Source organism: Acinetobacter sp. ANC 4910, from assembly GCF_004331035.1.
Classification (GTDB): domain Bacteria; phylum Pseudomonadota; class Gammaproteobacteria; order Pseudomonadales; family Moraxellaceae; genus Acinetobacter.
On sequence record NZ_SJNT01000001.1, the window covers coordinates 112964 to 127375 of the forward strand.

The following is a 14412-nucleotide window of genomic DNA, read 5'->3' on the forward strand; positions in this document are numbered from 1 at the left end:
AAGACGTATCATAACATTTTCAACACACGATTCTCATCGTGAGTTTTAATCATCCTCATCATCGAAATCGTCGTCATCGTCTATATCGTAATCAAAATCTTTTAACTCGCGCTCTAAACGGCGTTGTGCGAGTAAGTCATCAATTAATCGACGTTTTTCCAGCGACTCTTTTGCGCTAATCTTGCCTGATGCTTCGTCAAAATTGACGTCATCATCACCGTAGTTATCATCTAATTCAAAATCTGTTGAAGACACTCAAACTACCTCAGAATAAAAATATAATGGGTCTAGGCGCTATTTATCGTTCTTCCGAAATCTTGTCAAGTTTTATTTAAATTTAATGCATTTTATTTGAATTTTGGCCTTTATTTTTAACTAATTTTTGTGGCATGATATAATCCACCCTGCGTCTTTTAGTTTTGTGATATTTTTAATATCAAATCCAAGATGTTTTTTGATTCCAAATTTTGGATTTTGAACTGACGAACGCAAGGGATGAACTTGAAAATAACAAATTCACCCCCATCTTTATCCTTAAATTTACATTAAATATTTTATCAGGCGGCTTATTTGCTGATTATTCCTGATGAGATACATTGCAATTTACAGATAAGTTTATGAAGTAAACTGCGCTATCCAGCACGGTTTGTTACAGTCACAGATTCAACCAAGAGTAAGCAAAGATGAGCGATATGACTTCCCCTACTTCGCAAGTAGCGGCTCTGATTAGCCGAGGCAAAGAGCAAGGTTACTTAACTTATGCTGAGGTTAACGATCATCTCCCAGACTCGATTACTGAAAGCGAACAGATTGAAGACATTATTCAGATGCTTCAAGACGTTGGTATTCCTGTACACGAACGTGCACCCGAATCTGACGATACAATGTTCGAAGACAATGCAGAAGCTGCCGATGAGGTTGCAGAAGAAGAAGCTGCTGCCGTTCTTGCCTCTGTAGAAAACGAACCTGGTCGCACCACCGATCCTGTACGTATGTACATGCGTGAAATGGGTACTGTTGAGCTTTTAACCCGTGAGGGTGAAATTAGCATTGCGAAACGTATCGAAGAAGGTATTCGTGATGTTCTGCATTCTATTGCCTACTGGCCAAATGCAGTTGAAGTCGTTTTACAAGAATATAATGATTTTCTAGAAGGCGAACGTCGTCTTGCAGATATTTTATCAGGCTATTTAGACCCTGAAACTGATGAAGAGATTCCAGAAGTCTTGGAAGAAGAAGCTGAAGAAATTGAAGAAATTGCAGACTCTTCAAGCAAGTCAACCAAAGATGTCAAACTTGATGATGAAGATGAAGATGAAGAGTCTGAAAGTGATGATGATTCTGAAGGTGATTCTGGCCCAGACCCTGAAGTTGCGAAAGTACGTTTTTCAGAACTTTCAAATGCGTGGGAACAAACCAAAACCGTAATTGCTAAACATGGTCGTAATAGCGATGAGGCTAAAGCTGCGCTTGAAGCCCTTGCAACTGTGTTTATGATGTTCAAATTTACTCCGCGTCTATTTGATATCATTTCAGAAATGATTCGTGGCACTCACGACCAAATTCGTACGTCTGAACGCGAAGTAATGCGCTACGCAGTTCGTCGTGGCCGTATGGATCGTACTCAATTCCGTACCTCTTTCCCAGGTCAAGAATCAAACTTTGCTTGGTTAGATGAACAAATTGCCAAAGCGCCAGCTGAGCATAAAGCGCATTTAGAAAAAGTGCGTCCTGATGTGCTTGCTTTCCAACAAAAAATTGCCGACATCGAAAAAGAATTGGACTTGAATGTCAAAGACATTAAAGACATTTCTAAACGTATGGCTGTGGGTGAAGCAAAAGCGCGTCGTGCGAAAAAGGAAATGGTTGAAGCCAACCTTCGTTTGGTGATTTCGATTGCGAAAAAATATACCAACCGTGGCTTACAATTCTTGGACTTGATTCAAGAAGGTAACATCGGCTTGATGAAAGCAGTCGACAAGTTTGAATACCGTCGTGGTTACAAGTTCTCAACTTATGCGACATGGTGGATTCGTCAGGCGATTACTCGTTCAATTGCGGACCAAGCACGTACCATTCGTATTCCAGTACACATGATTGAAACTATTAACAAGATCAACCGTGTATCCCGTCAACTTCTTCAAGAAATGGGTCGTGAACCTACACCTGAAGAATTAGGCGAACGTCTGGAAATGGACGAAGTTAAAGTACGTAAAGTCCTCAAAATTGCCAAAGAGCCGATTTCTATGGAAACGCCAATTGGTGATGATGAAGATTCGCATTTGGGTGACTTCATTGAAGACAGCAACATCACTTCACCTGTTGATGCTGCAACGTCTGAAGGCTTAAAAGAAGCAACACGTGAAGTGCTTGAAAACTTGACTGAACGTGAAGCGAAAGTCTTGAAAATGCGTTTTGGTATTGATATGCCAACCGACCATACTTTGGAAGAAGTGGGTAAACAGTTTGACGTGACACGTGAACGTATTCGTCAGATTGAAGCCAAAGCACTTCGTAAATTACGTCACCCTTCTCGTTCTGAACATTTACGTTCATTCCTAGAAAACGACTAATTTGTATAGATACAATGGAGACTTGAAATTTAATTACGAGTCTCCATTATGTATTTAAGAGCAACACCTAACGCCTGCAGTTTCGCAGGCGTTTGAAATAAGGGGGACTGACGCTCATGACTATGTTAGACCGCACACCATCTCGTGAATTACAAGAACATCTTTGGGTGTTCCCAATGGACTACCCGATTAAACTCATAGGTCTTGCTGGCACTGAGTTACATGTTGCTGTAGTTGAAATTTTAGTAAAACATTTCCCTGAATTTGATGGTGATTCGATCCAAGTACAACCATCACGGACAGGTAAATATCACTCTCTCACTGCACAATTACGCTTTGAAGAACTAGAACAAGTCCATCAGTTATATGCAGATCTTGCGGCTTGTCCGTTAATTAAAACTGCACTATAAGTACTCAAAAAAAACACGCGAACTGCGTGTTTTTTTATATCAATTTTTATTCCATTTCAGATATATCTCCCTATCCTATTCAGTACGGCTTATAATTTAACTCACATTTAAATCTTGTTAAGGGTGCTGTCGACATGACTGATGCTGTACTCAAACCGACTTTAATCATTCGTCAATTTAATCAGCTTACCCCTTATGCCGATCGCTTTCAGGACATGAAACAATTGACTGAACAGCGCGAGGCTGAAACGCCTGACGAACTGTGGCTATTACAACATCCCGATGTACTCACTCAAGGTCAAGCAGGTAAACCAGAACACATTTTAATTCCTTCAAACATTCCTGTGGTACAGACAGATCGAGGGGGACAAGTGACATGGCATGGCCCAGGTCAATTGGTGGCTTACTTCATGTTTGATTTAAATCGTCTTGGTTGGAATGTGCGAACCCTAGTGTCCTATGCAGAAAACTTGATGATTGAGTTACTGAAAAAATACGGGATTAACGCCTATGCCAAACCCGATGCACCAGGCGTGTATGTAAATGAACGCAAAATAGGATCTTTGGGGTTTAAAATTCGTCGTGGGCGCAGTTACCACGGACTAGCACTCAATATTAATTGTGATTTAGCTGGTTTTCACACCATCAATCCATGTGGTTATGCAGGCCTAGAAATGGTACGCATTCATGACTTAATTCAACAAAACCCACCAAGTTTTGAAAACTTATGCGTCGATATCATTGAAACTTTACAAAACAGCGGGTACTTTAATAAAGTTCAAATTGTTCAACAATAAGCACTTTACTTTACATAGCGAAATAAATTAGAGTATTTACTCTAAATAAAATAAAAGACTCTTAAACTAAGGGATAAGCAAGTGATTTTAAAAAAATCAGTAAAACCTGCTTTACAGCTCGCCTATGTCAAACTCATGATGGATGTGATTGGCAGAGGATTGGTTATGGCAAGTCAGGTGGATGATGAAGTTCGGCAGGAAGTTGCAAAATTCCCTGCAAATTTCGTATTGTCCATGAAGGTATTCCCGCATGGTCCCGCTTTTATTGCCAAAGTCACCGATAATCATCAATTGTTATTATTGAACGACACTGAGCAAAAACCAGACCTTACCATTACCTTCAAACATCTCAGTCATGCCTTTTTAGTCTTTTCTTTTCAGGAAAGTACAGCCCAAGCATTTGCCAATGACCGAATGATTGCGGATGGTGATTTGTCTTATGCCATTCGTTTGGTTCGTTGCTTGAATAAAATGGAAGCATTGATTTTACCTAAATTACTGGCTGAACTTGCAGTTAAACAATACCCACACGAACTTAACCTAAAAGAAAAGCTTACAGGCGCAGCCAATATTTATCTTAAAGTGGCTCAATCATATTTCAAACGGAGTGCATAACATGGCAAAGCCTTATTACGAATTTTTTTGCCCAGTTAAAGTTATTGCAGGTAATGCCGCGTTAGAGCACATTCCTTTTGAACTTGCTACATTGGGTGCCAAACGCCCCATGATCATTACCGACAAAGGCGTGCGTGGTAACCAATTATTGGCACCCATTGAAGCGGCTTTTGAATCGACCGATGCAGTGATTGGCTGTATTTTTGATGATGTACCGCCAGATTCAAGTTTAGATACAGTACGTCAAGCTGCTGCCTTATATCGTGAAAACCAATGTGATGCGATTATTGCCGTTGGTGGTGGCTCTGTGATTGATACATCTAAAGCTACCAATATTTTAGTCAGTGAAGGCGGTGATGATTTACTGCAATATTCAGGCGCACACAACTTACCTAAGCCGTTAAAACCGTTCTTTGTGATTCCAACCACATCAGGTACAGGTTCTGAAGTGACCATGGTTGCGGTGGTATCCGACACTTCCAAGAATGTAAAAATGGCATTTGCTTCATACTACCTTATGCCGCATGCTGCAATTCTTGATCCACGCATGACGCTTACTTTGCCACCGCATTTAACTGCGATGACGGCAATGGATGCACTTACTCATGCAATTGAAGCCTACACATGCATGGCAGCCAACCCAATCAGTGATGCTTATGCAACGGCTGCGATTAAGAAAATTAGCGCTAATCTATTTAATGTTTTAGATAACCTTAATGATTCACAAGGTCGTTTAGAACTGGCGCAAGCATCTACTATGGCAGGCATTGCCTTCTCTAATTCTATGGTCGGTCTGGTTCATTCTTTAGGACATGCACTGGGTGCTGTAGCTCACCTGCCCCACGGTCTATGCATGAATCTATTCCTGCCATATGTGTTGGAATACAACAAAGAAATAAATGGCGATAAAATTGCAGACCTACTGCTTCCGCTTGCAGGAGCTGATATTTATGCACAAACCCCAGCACATTTACGTGCAGATAAAGCTATCATGACCATTCAAGCCATGCGTGATCGTTTGTTCAGTCTGACCAAACTACCAAGAACGCTACAAGAAACAGGTAAAGTCACCGAAGCTCAACTAGATGAAGTGGCCGAAAAAGCCTTAAATGATGGTTCCATCATTTATAATCCGAAGGAAGCATCTTTTGAAGACTTAAGATCTATTCTTCAAAAAGCATGGTAAAAATGCAATAAATAATGAAGCCTGATGTTCTAACATCAGGCTTTTTCATAAATGACACATTGGTCATTTATTTTTTACCTATTTGGCAGAGAATTTGCTAAAAGTTCTACAAAAATACTGACAAGTGACATCGATTTAGGATAGATTGGCGCACTTTATTTTATTCATAGGGGGGATCGTTCGTCTCAAACGATCCTTATAAACATGACTGATCCTTGATCAACGATTAAGAGGATAACGCCGTTGACAAATAACTCTGGGACTCAATCGGCAGCTAAACTGCAAAAAACGCTTGGATTTTGGCACATCGTCATTATTGGCTTAGCATATATTCAGCCAATGACCTTGTTTGATACTTTTGGTTTAGTATCGGAAGAAAGCCATTATCATGTTCCAACCTCTTATATTATTGCCTTGGTTGCAATTCTATTTACCTCTATTAGTTACGGACACATGATCCGTCGCTACCCATCCTCAGGTTCCGCCTATACCTATGCCCAAAAATCCATTCACCCGAATGTCGGCTTTATGGTGGGTTGGTCATCTTGGTTAGACTATCTATTATCGCCAATGGTCAACATTGTTCTGGCGGTAATTTATTTAGAGGCCTTATTCCCAGATGTAAACCATTGGGTTTGGGTTGTGGGTCTGACTGCAATGATGACAGGGGTAAACTTACGCGGTGCGCGTTTTGTTGCTAACTTTAACAGTCTGATTGTTTTCGTTCAGTTGGGGGTAATCGCATACTTTACATGGATGGTGTATCAATTACTGGCTGGTGGCGTGAATGCAGATGGCACGCTGGTCAATGCGAAATATCAGCTTTGGAGCCTTGAACCATTTTGGAACGAGATGACCACTGTTGGTGCATTAATTACAGGTGCAACTTTACTCTGCTTCTCTTTCACAGGGTTTGACTCTTTAAGTTCGTTGGCAGAAGAAACCAAAGATACTGAAAAAACGCTACCTAAAGCTATTTTCATGACGGCATTATTTGCAGGTGTGATTTTCATCATCAGCACCTATTTCATGCAAATTTACTTCCCGAATGATCCAAAAACTTACTTTGAAGATGTTGCTGCAACTCAACCAGATATCTTACAAGCTGTAGGTGGTGTCGCCTTCAAAACAGCGGTACTGTATTTTGCGATTGTGACGGTAATGGCATCGGGTATTTCTGCACATGCGGGCGTATCACGCTTAATGTATGTTATGGGTCGTGACGGCGTCATCAATAAAAAAGTATTTGGTCATATCAGCCCAAGAACATATACCCCATCTTACAATATTTTAATTGTCGGTTTAGTGGCTTTAACTGCTGGCTTTATGGACCTTGATATTGTGATTTCAATGATTAGTTTTGGTGCTTTAACCGCGTTCACTTTTGTGAATCTATCGGTGATTTCACGTTATGCACTGCGTGATGGTCGCACGAAATCAACCAAAGAAATTATGAACTTCGTGGTTATTCCAATGCTTGGTTTCCTGAGCATTTTTGCTATGTGGCTTGAAATTGAAGAAACTGCTTTGAAATATGGTTTGTGGTGGGCAATGTTTGGTATTTTATACTTAGGTTATAAAACCAAAGGTTTCAAACAACCTGCTCCGCAACATAATGAATTTGATGATCATCATCATTAATTCTCATAAAAAAAAGACGCATTATGCGTCTTTTTTTTATGTTGGTTTATGCCAAAAACTTGTTGGTAATCTTGGCAATACGCTGTGCATAAGCTTTAGCAGTTTTGAGGTCACCAGTAGGAATTTCATCAACACTCGCATCTGAAGGTGTTTGGACCAATAAGCCAACGGAACCACCTAAATTATTCACATCTTCACGGGTCGCTGATTTACTATTTGCAGGCAATAAGCCCAAACTCACCCAAATTCCGCCATGCTGAGAAGCAAGGGTTTGTAACTGAATTAACGTAACCTGTTTATCACCATTTAAACTGGCGCTATTGGTAAATCCACCAAAAATTTTATCTTGCCATGCACTAGTGAACCATTTTTTTGACGTTGCATCAGCAAACTTTTTAAATTGCCAAGGTGCAGTTCCCATGTAGGTCGGGGCACCAAATACAATCGCATCCGATTGATCGAGTGTCTCCCAATCCTGTTCTTGAATATCACCATTTGCATCAATTTCAATTAAATTTGCTGAAATTTCCTGAGCAAAAGTTTGTGCAATCACTTTGGTATGACCATAACCAGAAAAATAAACCACCGAAATATTAGACATCTTGTTTTCCTCTATTTAAATCAAACATTTTGAGACTTCATTACAATCATGAAGCCACACAATTACTGTTCACTAAATCTGATCGGGTTCGAGTTTGACATAACTTGCCACGACAGCACTCAAACCTTGTTTTAAACTTTGTGTTCTCTCCCCCACCAGAACTTCATAAGCATTTTGTTGAATCCCCGCAAAGATCTGTTCCGCAACAAACTCAGGGCTAAACTTAGCAATAGGTAAACCCCGTGTTAAATCTGTATCAATAAACCCAACATGCACTCCCATCACCTGAATATGAAACTGAGATAACCATTGGCGACTGGAGTTGGTATAAGACCACGCAGCCGCTTTAGAAATTGCATAACCTGTTAATGACGTACTGGGTTCCCAAGAGACATCCGACAAAATATTCACCACATAACCCTGTCGGTTTTGCTGCAAAATGGGTGAAAATATTTGTGAGACCCGCATCATGCCAAACAAATTGGTTTCTAAAATTTTATGTGTTGTTTCAATAATATTGACATCTACAGGATGCGTATTTAACAGTGCAATACCTGCATTATTGACCAATATATTCGTATCAGCACAAGTTTGAACTGCATGCTGGATAGACTGTTCATCATTCACATCAAGTTGAACAGGAATTAAACCTTCTTCTTGAAACCCAACGATCTGGCGCATTGCGACATATATTTTTTTAGCACCTTGTTTACGTGCTTCACGTGCAATTGCCAAACCTAGCCCGCGATTAGCACCTGTAACAAAAACAACGGCATCTGTAATGTTCATTGCATGACCCATCCCCAAAATGATTGGTGATCGCAATACAGCCTCTATTCACAACAGCAGCGCAATCTTCATTTACTCATGATACACTTATGAAACCTAGTATCAATTAGTTACCACAAGGTAACTGGTATAGAAATTGATATTTAAAGTGGTGAAATGTAAGCAATGAGGTCGTAAATTTATGAATAAACCACTGAAATTTAATATTTTTCACCCTGATTGTCCTGCGCGACTTTTTTTTGAAAAATTTGCAGATAAATGGATCTTATTAATTGTATATACGCTGGATCAGGAATCTCAGCATTTCAACGAATTGAAAAAAAATATCTTAGGAATTTCACCTAAAGTACTCTCGCAGAAATTGAAAATATTGGAACGCGATGGATTTTTAACGCGCACTATTCACGAAGACAATGTCATCCGCGTTGAATATGCACTGACAGAAATAGGCAAAGATTTTGTGCAAAATGCCTATCAAATGAAAGATTGGGTCGAAGCCAATATGGGGAAAGTCTTAAAATCTAGACATGGATTTGATCAACGTCAAGAACAAGCAGAGTCCGTTTAAATCGACTCTGCCATTTTATTACTTTATTCTTCTACTAGTTGCTTAAAGCCTTGCTGACGCCATGCTTCATAAACGATTACCGCAGTGGCATTAGATAAATTCAAACTGCGCGAATTAGCTGCCATCGGTAAACGAATCCAATGTTGCTGTGGAAACATTAAACGCACATGTTCTGGTAAACCACGTGTTTCTGGTCCCATTAATAATGCAACTGGTCGATTCAAATTAGAAGTATGTGGTGTTTCAGTTCCTTTAGTGGTTAAAGGATAGATGGCTTCTTTGTCCACACCTTGCGTTGCCAAAAATTCAAGACATTGTTCAATGTTGTCCCAAATTTGCATACGTGCCCATTCATGATAGTCCAAACCCGCACGTTTGAGTTTTTTATCATCCAACTCAAAACCTAAAGGTTTGACCAAGTGTAGCTGCGCTCCAGTATTGGCACATAAACGAATGATATTTCCTGTGTTGGCAGGAATTTCAGGCTCGTATAAAACAACATGGATCACAACATTTCTCAACTTAATAATTTTGCTCTACCTTAGATGAACCGTTCAATATCAGAACAATTCAATCTTCGATAAATAGCAGATGGAATGAAACAATGGCAATCATATTACTGCCACTGTAATTGTTCGCGTAAACTCACCACCTCACCAATGATGGTTAAAGTCGGTGCTTGAATATGATGTTCGCTCACTTTACTCGCAATATCCGCCAACGTACCTACAACCACTTGTTGCTCTGGTGTTGTACCTTTAGAAATCAAGGCAACAGGCATATTGGGGCGTTGTCCATGAGCAATTAATTGCTGACAGGTATTTTCCAACCCAACCAAGCCCATGTACAACACTAAGGTTTGATTTTCATAGACCAGCTCATCCCAAGGCAACTCAGGTGAACCTTCCTTTAAATGCCCTGTTAAAAAACGGACACTTTGGGCATAGTCACGATGCGTCAGCGGAATACCTGCATAAGCCGAACAGCCTGATGCCGCAGTAATACCAGGTACAACTTGGAAGGTAATGCCTGCATCAAACAGCTCTTGAATTTCTTCGCCACCACGACCAAAAATAAAAGGATCACCGCCTTTTAGCCGACAAACACGCTTACCTTGACTCGCGTACTTGACCAATAACGCATTAATACCGTCTTGAGGTACTGAATGGTGAGAGCGAGCTTTGCCTACATATATTTTTTCTGCATCACGACGACATAAATCCATAATCGGCTGTGACACTAAACGGTCATAAATGACTACATCCGCTTGTTGCATTAAGCGTAATGCTTTTAAGGTCAATAATTCAGGATCGCCAGGTCCAGCACCCACCAAATAGACTTCCCCTTTCGGAGTTTTCCATTCTTGTAGTGCCTGCTCAATCAGTTGATCGGCTTCAGCTTCATTGCCATTAAACACCTGCTCTTTGAGTGGACTTGCATACAAATCTTCCCAAAAAATGCGTCGTTCGTCAGGATTGATAATTTTCTGTTTAACCGTCGCACGCCATTTACCCGAAAACTGCGCCAGTTTACCCATACCATGTGGAATTAGGGTTTCCAACTGCGTTCGAATTTGACGAGATAAAACAGGAGATGTGCCATTGCTCGCTACAGAAATAATCAGTGGTGAGCGATCAATAATGGCAGGGACCATAAAACGACAATGGGGTGGATCATCTACACTATTGACCAACACCTTTTCAGCTTCACAGGCTTCAAACACCTGCTGATTCACAAAAGCATCATTCGTTGCAGCGATCACGAGGCGATAATCGCGTAAATTGACCTGTTGCCGAAAATCTTCAGCAATATACTGACCTTGAGTTTGCTCAAGCAATGTTAATAAATCAGGTTCAATTTCAGGCGCAATTACATCCAAAATTGCCCCTGCTTTGGCTAATAAAACCGCTTTACGGTAGGCGATACGCCCACCGCCGACAATCAGACAGGGTTGCTGTTGCAGCTTTAAAGAGATTGGAAATATTTCCACGGAATACCTCTAATATTTACATCTGATCGTCTTAAAGCAATTTTCGTGCACAAACGCACACCCATCGAAAAATTAATTAATCGATGTATTCGGCACCGCCCATATATGGACGTAATGCTGCTGGAACTTCAATTGATCCATCAGCGCGTTGATAGTTTTCCATCACAGCCAACAAGGTACGTCCTACCGCCAATCCAGAACCATTCAAAGTATGCACAAACTCTGTTTTCTTCTGATCAGCGCGGTAACGTGCTTTCATACGACGTGCTTGGAAATCCCACATGTTTGAGCATGAAGAAATTTCACGATAGGTATTTTGACTTGGTACCCAAACTTCAAGGTCGTAAGTTTTTGCTGCACCAAAACCCATATCGCCACCACACAACGTGATTTTACGATAAGGTAAGCCCAATGCTTGCAAAATACCTTCTGCATGGCCTGTTAATTCTTCTAAGGCTTGCATTGAATCTTCAGGTTTTACAATTTGCACCATTTCAACTTTATCAAACTGATGCTGGCGAATTAAACCACGCGTATCACGACCATAAGAGCCTGCTTCACTACGAAAACATGGCGTATGCGCTGCATATTTTAATGGCAAACGATCTGCATCAATAATTTCATCGCGCACAAAGTTAGTAACTGGCACTTCAGCAGTCGGAATTAAGTAGTATTCTTTTTCGCCCTGTAATTTGAATAAATCTTCTTCAAATTTAGGAAGTTGCCCTGTACCACGCAAAGAATCAGCATTCACCAAATATGGTACATACGCTTCGGTATAACCATTTTTTAAGGTATGCGTATCGAGCATAAATTGAGTTAATGCACGCTGTAAACGTGCTAATGGTCCTTTCAGAACGCTAAAACGTGAACCTGTTAATTTGGTTGCCGTTTCAAACTCTAAACCACCCATCCATTCGCCAAGGTCGGTGTGATCTTTGACCTCAAAATCGAAGCTACGTGGTGTACCCCATGTATATACTTCAACATTATCACTCTCGTCTTTACCCTCTGGCACAGACTCATGTGGCATGTTTGGAATTGAAAGTAATTTTGCTTCAAGTTCCGCTTGTAATTCTGCTAAAGCAACTTCAGCGGCTTTAATTTCATCACCAATAGCGCCCATACGCGCCATGATTTCGGATGCATCACCGCCCGCTTTTTTAATTTGACCAACTTGTTTTGCGCCCGCATTACGCTCAGCCTGTAACGCTTCAGTTTTGGATTGTAAATCTTTACGGCGAGCTTCTAATGATGCCCACTCGGCTACATCCAATTGAATACCACGTTTTGCCAAGGCTAAATTTACAGCCTCAATATTTGTTCTGATTAATTTCGGGTCGATCATAGCCAGTCTTTGCTAAAGAAAAAAACTGGCTATAGTGTAAGCTGTTCATACCAAAAAATACAGTCGGCAACGTTCAAGCGCCTCCACATTCAGGTAATAATCCATCAATTAGGCTTATTCATGTGTATTTTAATGCTCAGGATATTGCGGCAAGCTTGGTAAATATTCAGGGCGTACAAATTTTTTCAAGCTGTAGTACGGTAGTGTCAACTCACTCATTCCTTCAGCATAAGACGCTAACTCATAAAGTGGATACACAAATACCAAACCATTTGCACCATAATAAAAGTTATCGCTGAGCTGTAATTTTGCCATTTCAATATTATGTTCTTGCAGCCAATTTATATTATTGTCATACAGCGCATCTAAAACTTGTGCATCAACACCTTTAATTAAAACATCTTGCAGGGCTAAACGTTTTTTCTTGTTCAGATCAAAATTCACGAATTCCTGATGGTATATGCCATGTGCCGCGCCTGCTGAATAGCTATAACTCTGCATGGCAAACGTTGCGAAATTATCGTTTTGCCCTACATAACGTACGTAGGTTGAACTTTGATTCAAACCCGGCTGAGCACCTTCTTCAATACGTACTTTTTGATTGGGCTGATCCGAAAATGCAATTGGATCGGCTTTTTTAAGCCGATCCATAAAATACTGATCAATCCACTTAAAATTGGTTGCAACCGTTTGAATATCATATTGCGTACACCCTTCCGTTTCACACGCTTCGGGTTTAGCCAATTTGACTGCGACTACTTTTGCCTGAATTGCAGGAATAATTTGAGCCGTCGATGCTTTCGGTGCTGTAGTTTTGGCTTCCGCAGAGTTCTGTGAGGTGTCTTTAGGCTGACAACCCACAAATAAAACCATTGAACAGAGTAATGGCAAAACCAAATTTCGTTGTTTTAATTGGAAAGTGTTCATAAATAAACCTTATATTCGGTATCTTCAAACGATGTATTTCACTATACAAACTCTCACTTTAAGATGAAATTACAAAATGTAGCCCGACGTATTGACTACATATTTTGATGAATATTTCAATCGGAATCATTTATTGGATTATTAATGTAAAAAAATGCAGCACTTAGGCTGCATTTTTTATCACTCGTCATTTGATGGAGATTTTCAGATTTATTGATCAATAATGTCTGTACCCTTCGGTGGAGTAAAATTAAAAGTTGATGCAGGAATTGCCGCATTCACCTTAACATTATTAAATTTCACATAAGTGGTTTGACCCAAGGAATCTTGTAAGATCATCAAATTCGGAGCTTTATTCACACCAAAACTAATAGTTAAGCTTTGGAAGGCACCATCATCACTCTTTGGATAAAGGGTGTAATAGGTTTTTCCTTTATTCGGTTGAGTAACACGGTAAGACTTCATAATCTGGTTGGTATTACCCGATAATAACAACGCCGGCGTATTTGCAACTTGCTCATCTAAACTTTGACGAACTGCTTGTTGTAAGTCAGGGTCATAAATCCATACCGTTTTACCTGAAGTTACGATAGTTTGTTTTGCAGGTGTTGTCGTTTCCCAATAGAATTTTCCTGGGCGTGCAACTTTCATTGTCCCTTTAAAGGTTTGATTCATGTGTTGTGCAGTTAAACCTTTTTTTTGCGCCTTGTTCGCACCACTTGAAGCTTTTGTTGTTTGCTCAAAATTAGCCGATAAACTTTGAATACCACTTAACTGCTTAACCAAGTTTGCAGTTGCTTGTTGCTCCGATGCCGCTACAGGTGCTGCAAAAACAGTAGTACTCATCATCGGTGCGAGTGTCGCTGCACCCAATGCCATAGCACACATGGTTTTACGAAGCATATTCATGTCATCACCTTTTTTATTTGCTATTTCGCAATCTATTGAAAGCCACATATTAAACCAA

Annotated in this window: 15 protein-coding genes; 7 read left to right on the plus strand and 8 right to left on the minus strand. The window is 40.3% G+C overall.

The features are described from left to right. Nucleotides 1–45 precede the first annotated feature (45 nt). Nucleotides 46–255, minus strand: a complete 210-nt coding sequence (locus E0H82_RS00550) for a PA3496 family putative envelope integrity protein (RefSeq protein ID WP_016165788.1) — start codon at nt 253–255, stop codon at nt 46–48. Between the two features lie 428 nt (nt 256–683). Here E0H82_RS00550 and rpoD point away from each other — a divergent pair, with 428 nt between their 5' ends. The 6 genes from rpoD (at nt 684) to E0H82_RS00580 (ending at nt 7222) form a co-directional block, all read left to right on the plus strand. Then, entirely contained in the window at nt 684–2573 is a 1890-nt protein-coding gene (gene rpoD / locus E0H82_RS00555) for an RNA polymerase sigma factor RpoD (RefSeq protein ID WP_131262515.1), read from the plus strand. A gap of 122 nt (nt 2574–2695) precedes the next feature. Continuing rightward, nucleotides 2696–2983 carry a YbeD family protein gene (locus tag E0H82_RS00560; RefSeq protein ID WP_131262727.1) on the plus strand — a complete coding sequence of 96 codons (288 nt, stop codon included), beginning with the start codon at nt 2696–2698 and terminating at the stop codon, nt 2981–2983. 134 nt (nt 2984–3117) lie between these two features. Beyond that, complete coding sequence (gene lipB / locus E0H82_RS00565) at nt 3118–3780, plus strand: lipoyl(octanoyl) transferase LipB (RefSeq protein WP_131262516.1); 663 nt, start codon at nt 3118–3120, stop codon at nt 3778–3780. 81 nt (nt 3781–3861) lie between these two features. Beyond that, nucleotides 3862–4395, plus strand: coding sequence for a hypothetical protein (locus E0H82_RS00570; RefSeq protein ID WP_131262517.1), 534 nt, complete (start codon nt 3862–3864; stop codon nt 4393–4395). Nucleotide 4396: 1 nt separating this feature from the next. Next, nucleotides 4397–5581 (plus strand): iron-containing alcohol dehydrogenase, encoded by a 1185-nt coding sequence (locus E0H82_RS00575; RefSeq protein WP_131262518.1) that lies wholly within the window; start codon nt 4397–4399, stop codon nt 5579–5581. A 243-nt stretch (nt 5582–5824) separates the two neighbouring features. Further along, nucleotides 5825–7222 carry an APC family permease gene (locus E0H82_RS00580; RefSeq protein WP_131262519.1) on the plus strand — a complete coding sequence of 466 codons (1398 nt, stop codon included), beginning with the start codon at nt 5825–5827 and terminating at the stop codon, nt 7220–7222. A gap of 46 nt (nt 7223–7268) precedes the next feature. Here E0H82_RS00580 and E0H82_RS00585 read toward each other — a convergent pair whose 3' ends face one another. Together E0H82_RS00585 and E0H82_RS00590 are read right to left on the minus strand one after the other, a co-directional pair. After that, nucleotides 7269–7823 (minus strand): flavodoxin family protein, encoded by a 555-nt coding sequence (locus E0H82_RS00585; protein WP_131262520.1) that lies wholly within the window; start codon nt 7821–7823, stop codon nt 7269–7271. A 72-nt stretch (nt 7824–7895) separates the two neighbouring features. Further along, nucleotides 7896–8612 (minus strand): SDR family NAD(P)-dependent oxidoreductase, encoded by a 717-nt coding sequence (locus E0H82_RS00590; protein ID WP_131262521.1) that lies wholly within the window; start codon nt 8610–8612, stop codon nt 7896–7898. Between the two features lie 181 nt (nt 8613–8793). Here E0H82_RS00590 and E0H82_RS00595 point away from each other — a divergent pair, with 181 nt between their 5' ends. After that, entirely contained in the window at nt 8794–9180 is a 387-nt protein-coding gene (locus E0H82_RS00595) for a winged helix-turn-helix transcriptional regulator (RefSeq protein WP_131262522.1), read from the plus strand. A gap of 23 nt (nt 9181–9203) precedes the next feature. Here E0H82_RS00595 and E0H82_RS00600 read toward each other — a convergent pair whose 3' ends face one another. The 5 genes from E0H82_RS00600 to lolA all read right to left on the minus strand — a co-directional run bounded on the left by E0H82_RS00600 (nt 9204) and on the right by lolA (nt 14354). After that, nucleotides 9204–9689: a tRNA (cytidine(34)-2'-O)-methyltransferase gene (locus tag E0H82_RS00600; RefSeq protein WP_131262523.1), complete on the minus strand. Its 486-nt coding sequence runs from the start codon at nt 9687–9689 to the stop codon at nt 9204–9206. 107 nt (nt 9690–9796) lie between these two features. Then, a complete protein-coding gene (gene cysG / locus E0H82_RS00605) occupies nt 9797–11170 on the minus strand; it encodes a siroheme synthase CysG (protein ID WP_131262524.1) in 1374 nt (457 codons plus the stop codon). Nucleotides 11171–11246: 76 nt separating this feature from the next. Continuing rightward, nucleotides 11247–12518: a serine--tRNA ligase gene (serS, locus tag E0H82_RS00610; RefSeq protein WP_131262525.1), complete on the minus strand. Its 1272-nt coding sequence runs from the start codon at nt 12516–12518 to the stop codon at nt 11247–11249. Nucleotides 12519–12647: 129 nt separating this feature from the next. Further along, on the minus strand, nt 12648–13445 hold the full coding sequence (locus E0H82_RS00615) for an RsiV family protein (RefSeq protein ID WP_171458238.1): 798 nt from the start codon (nt 13443–13445) through the stop codon (nt 12648–12650). Nucleotides 13446–13655: 210 nt separating this feature from the next. Further along, on the minus strand, nt 13656–14354 hold the full coding sequence (gene lolA, locus E0H82_RS00620; protein ID WP_131262526.1) for an outer membrane lipoprotein chaperone LolA: 699 nt from the start codon (nt 14352–14354) through the stop codon (nt 13656–13658). Between the last annotated feature and the right edge of the window lie 58 nt (nt 14355–14412).

Excerpts from the sequence above, each read along its gene's own strand:
- lipB (WP_131262516.1), top strand. The coding sequence starts at position 3,118 with ATGACTGATGCTGTACTCAAACCGACTTTAATCATTCGTCAATTTAAT.
- serS (WP_131262525.1), bottom strand. The coding sequence starts at position 12,518 with ATGATCGACCCGAAATTAATCAGAACAAATATTGAGGCTGTAAATTTA.
- E0H82_RS00585 (WP_131262520.1), bottom strand. The coding sequence starts at position 7,823 with ATGTCTAATATTTCGGTGGTTTATTTTTCTGGTTATGGTCATACCAAA.
- E0H82_RS00560 (WP_131262727.1), top strand. The coding sequence starts at position 2,696 with ATGTTAGACCGCACACCATCTCGTGAATTACAAGAACATCTTTGGGTG.
- E0H82_RS00615 (WP_171458238.1), bottom strand. The coding sequence starts at position 13,445 with ATGAACACTTTCCAATTAAAACAACGAAATTTGGTTTTGCCATTACTC.
- rpoD (WP_131262515.1), top strand. The coding sequence starts at position 684 with ATGAGCGATATGACTTCCCCTACTTCGCAAGTAGCGGCTCTGATTAGC.
- E0H82_RS00595 (WP_131262522.1), top strand. The coding sequence starts at position 8,794 with ATGAATAAACCACTGAAATTTAATATTTTTCACCCTGATTGTCCTGCG.
- E0H82_RS00590 (WP_131262521.1), bottom strand. The coding sequence starts at position 8,612 with ATGAACATTACAGATGCCGTTGTTTTTGTTACAGGTGCTAATCGCGGG.
- lolA (WP_131262526.1), bottom strand. The coding sequence starts at position 14,354 with ATGAATATGCTTCGTAAAACCATGTGTGCTATGGCATTGGGTGCAGCG.
- E0H82_RS00575 (WP_131262518.1), top strand. The coding sequence starts at position 4,397 with ATGGCAAAGCCTTATTACGAATTTTTTTGCCCAGTTAAAGTTATTGCA.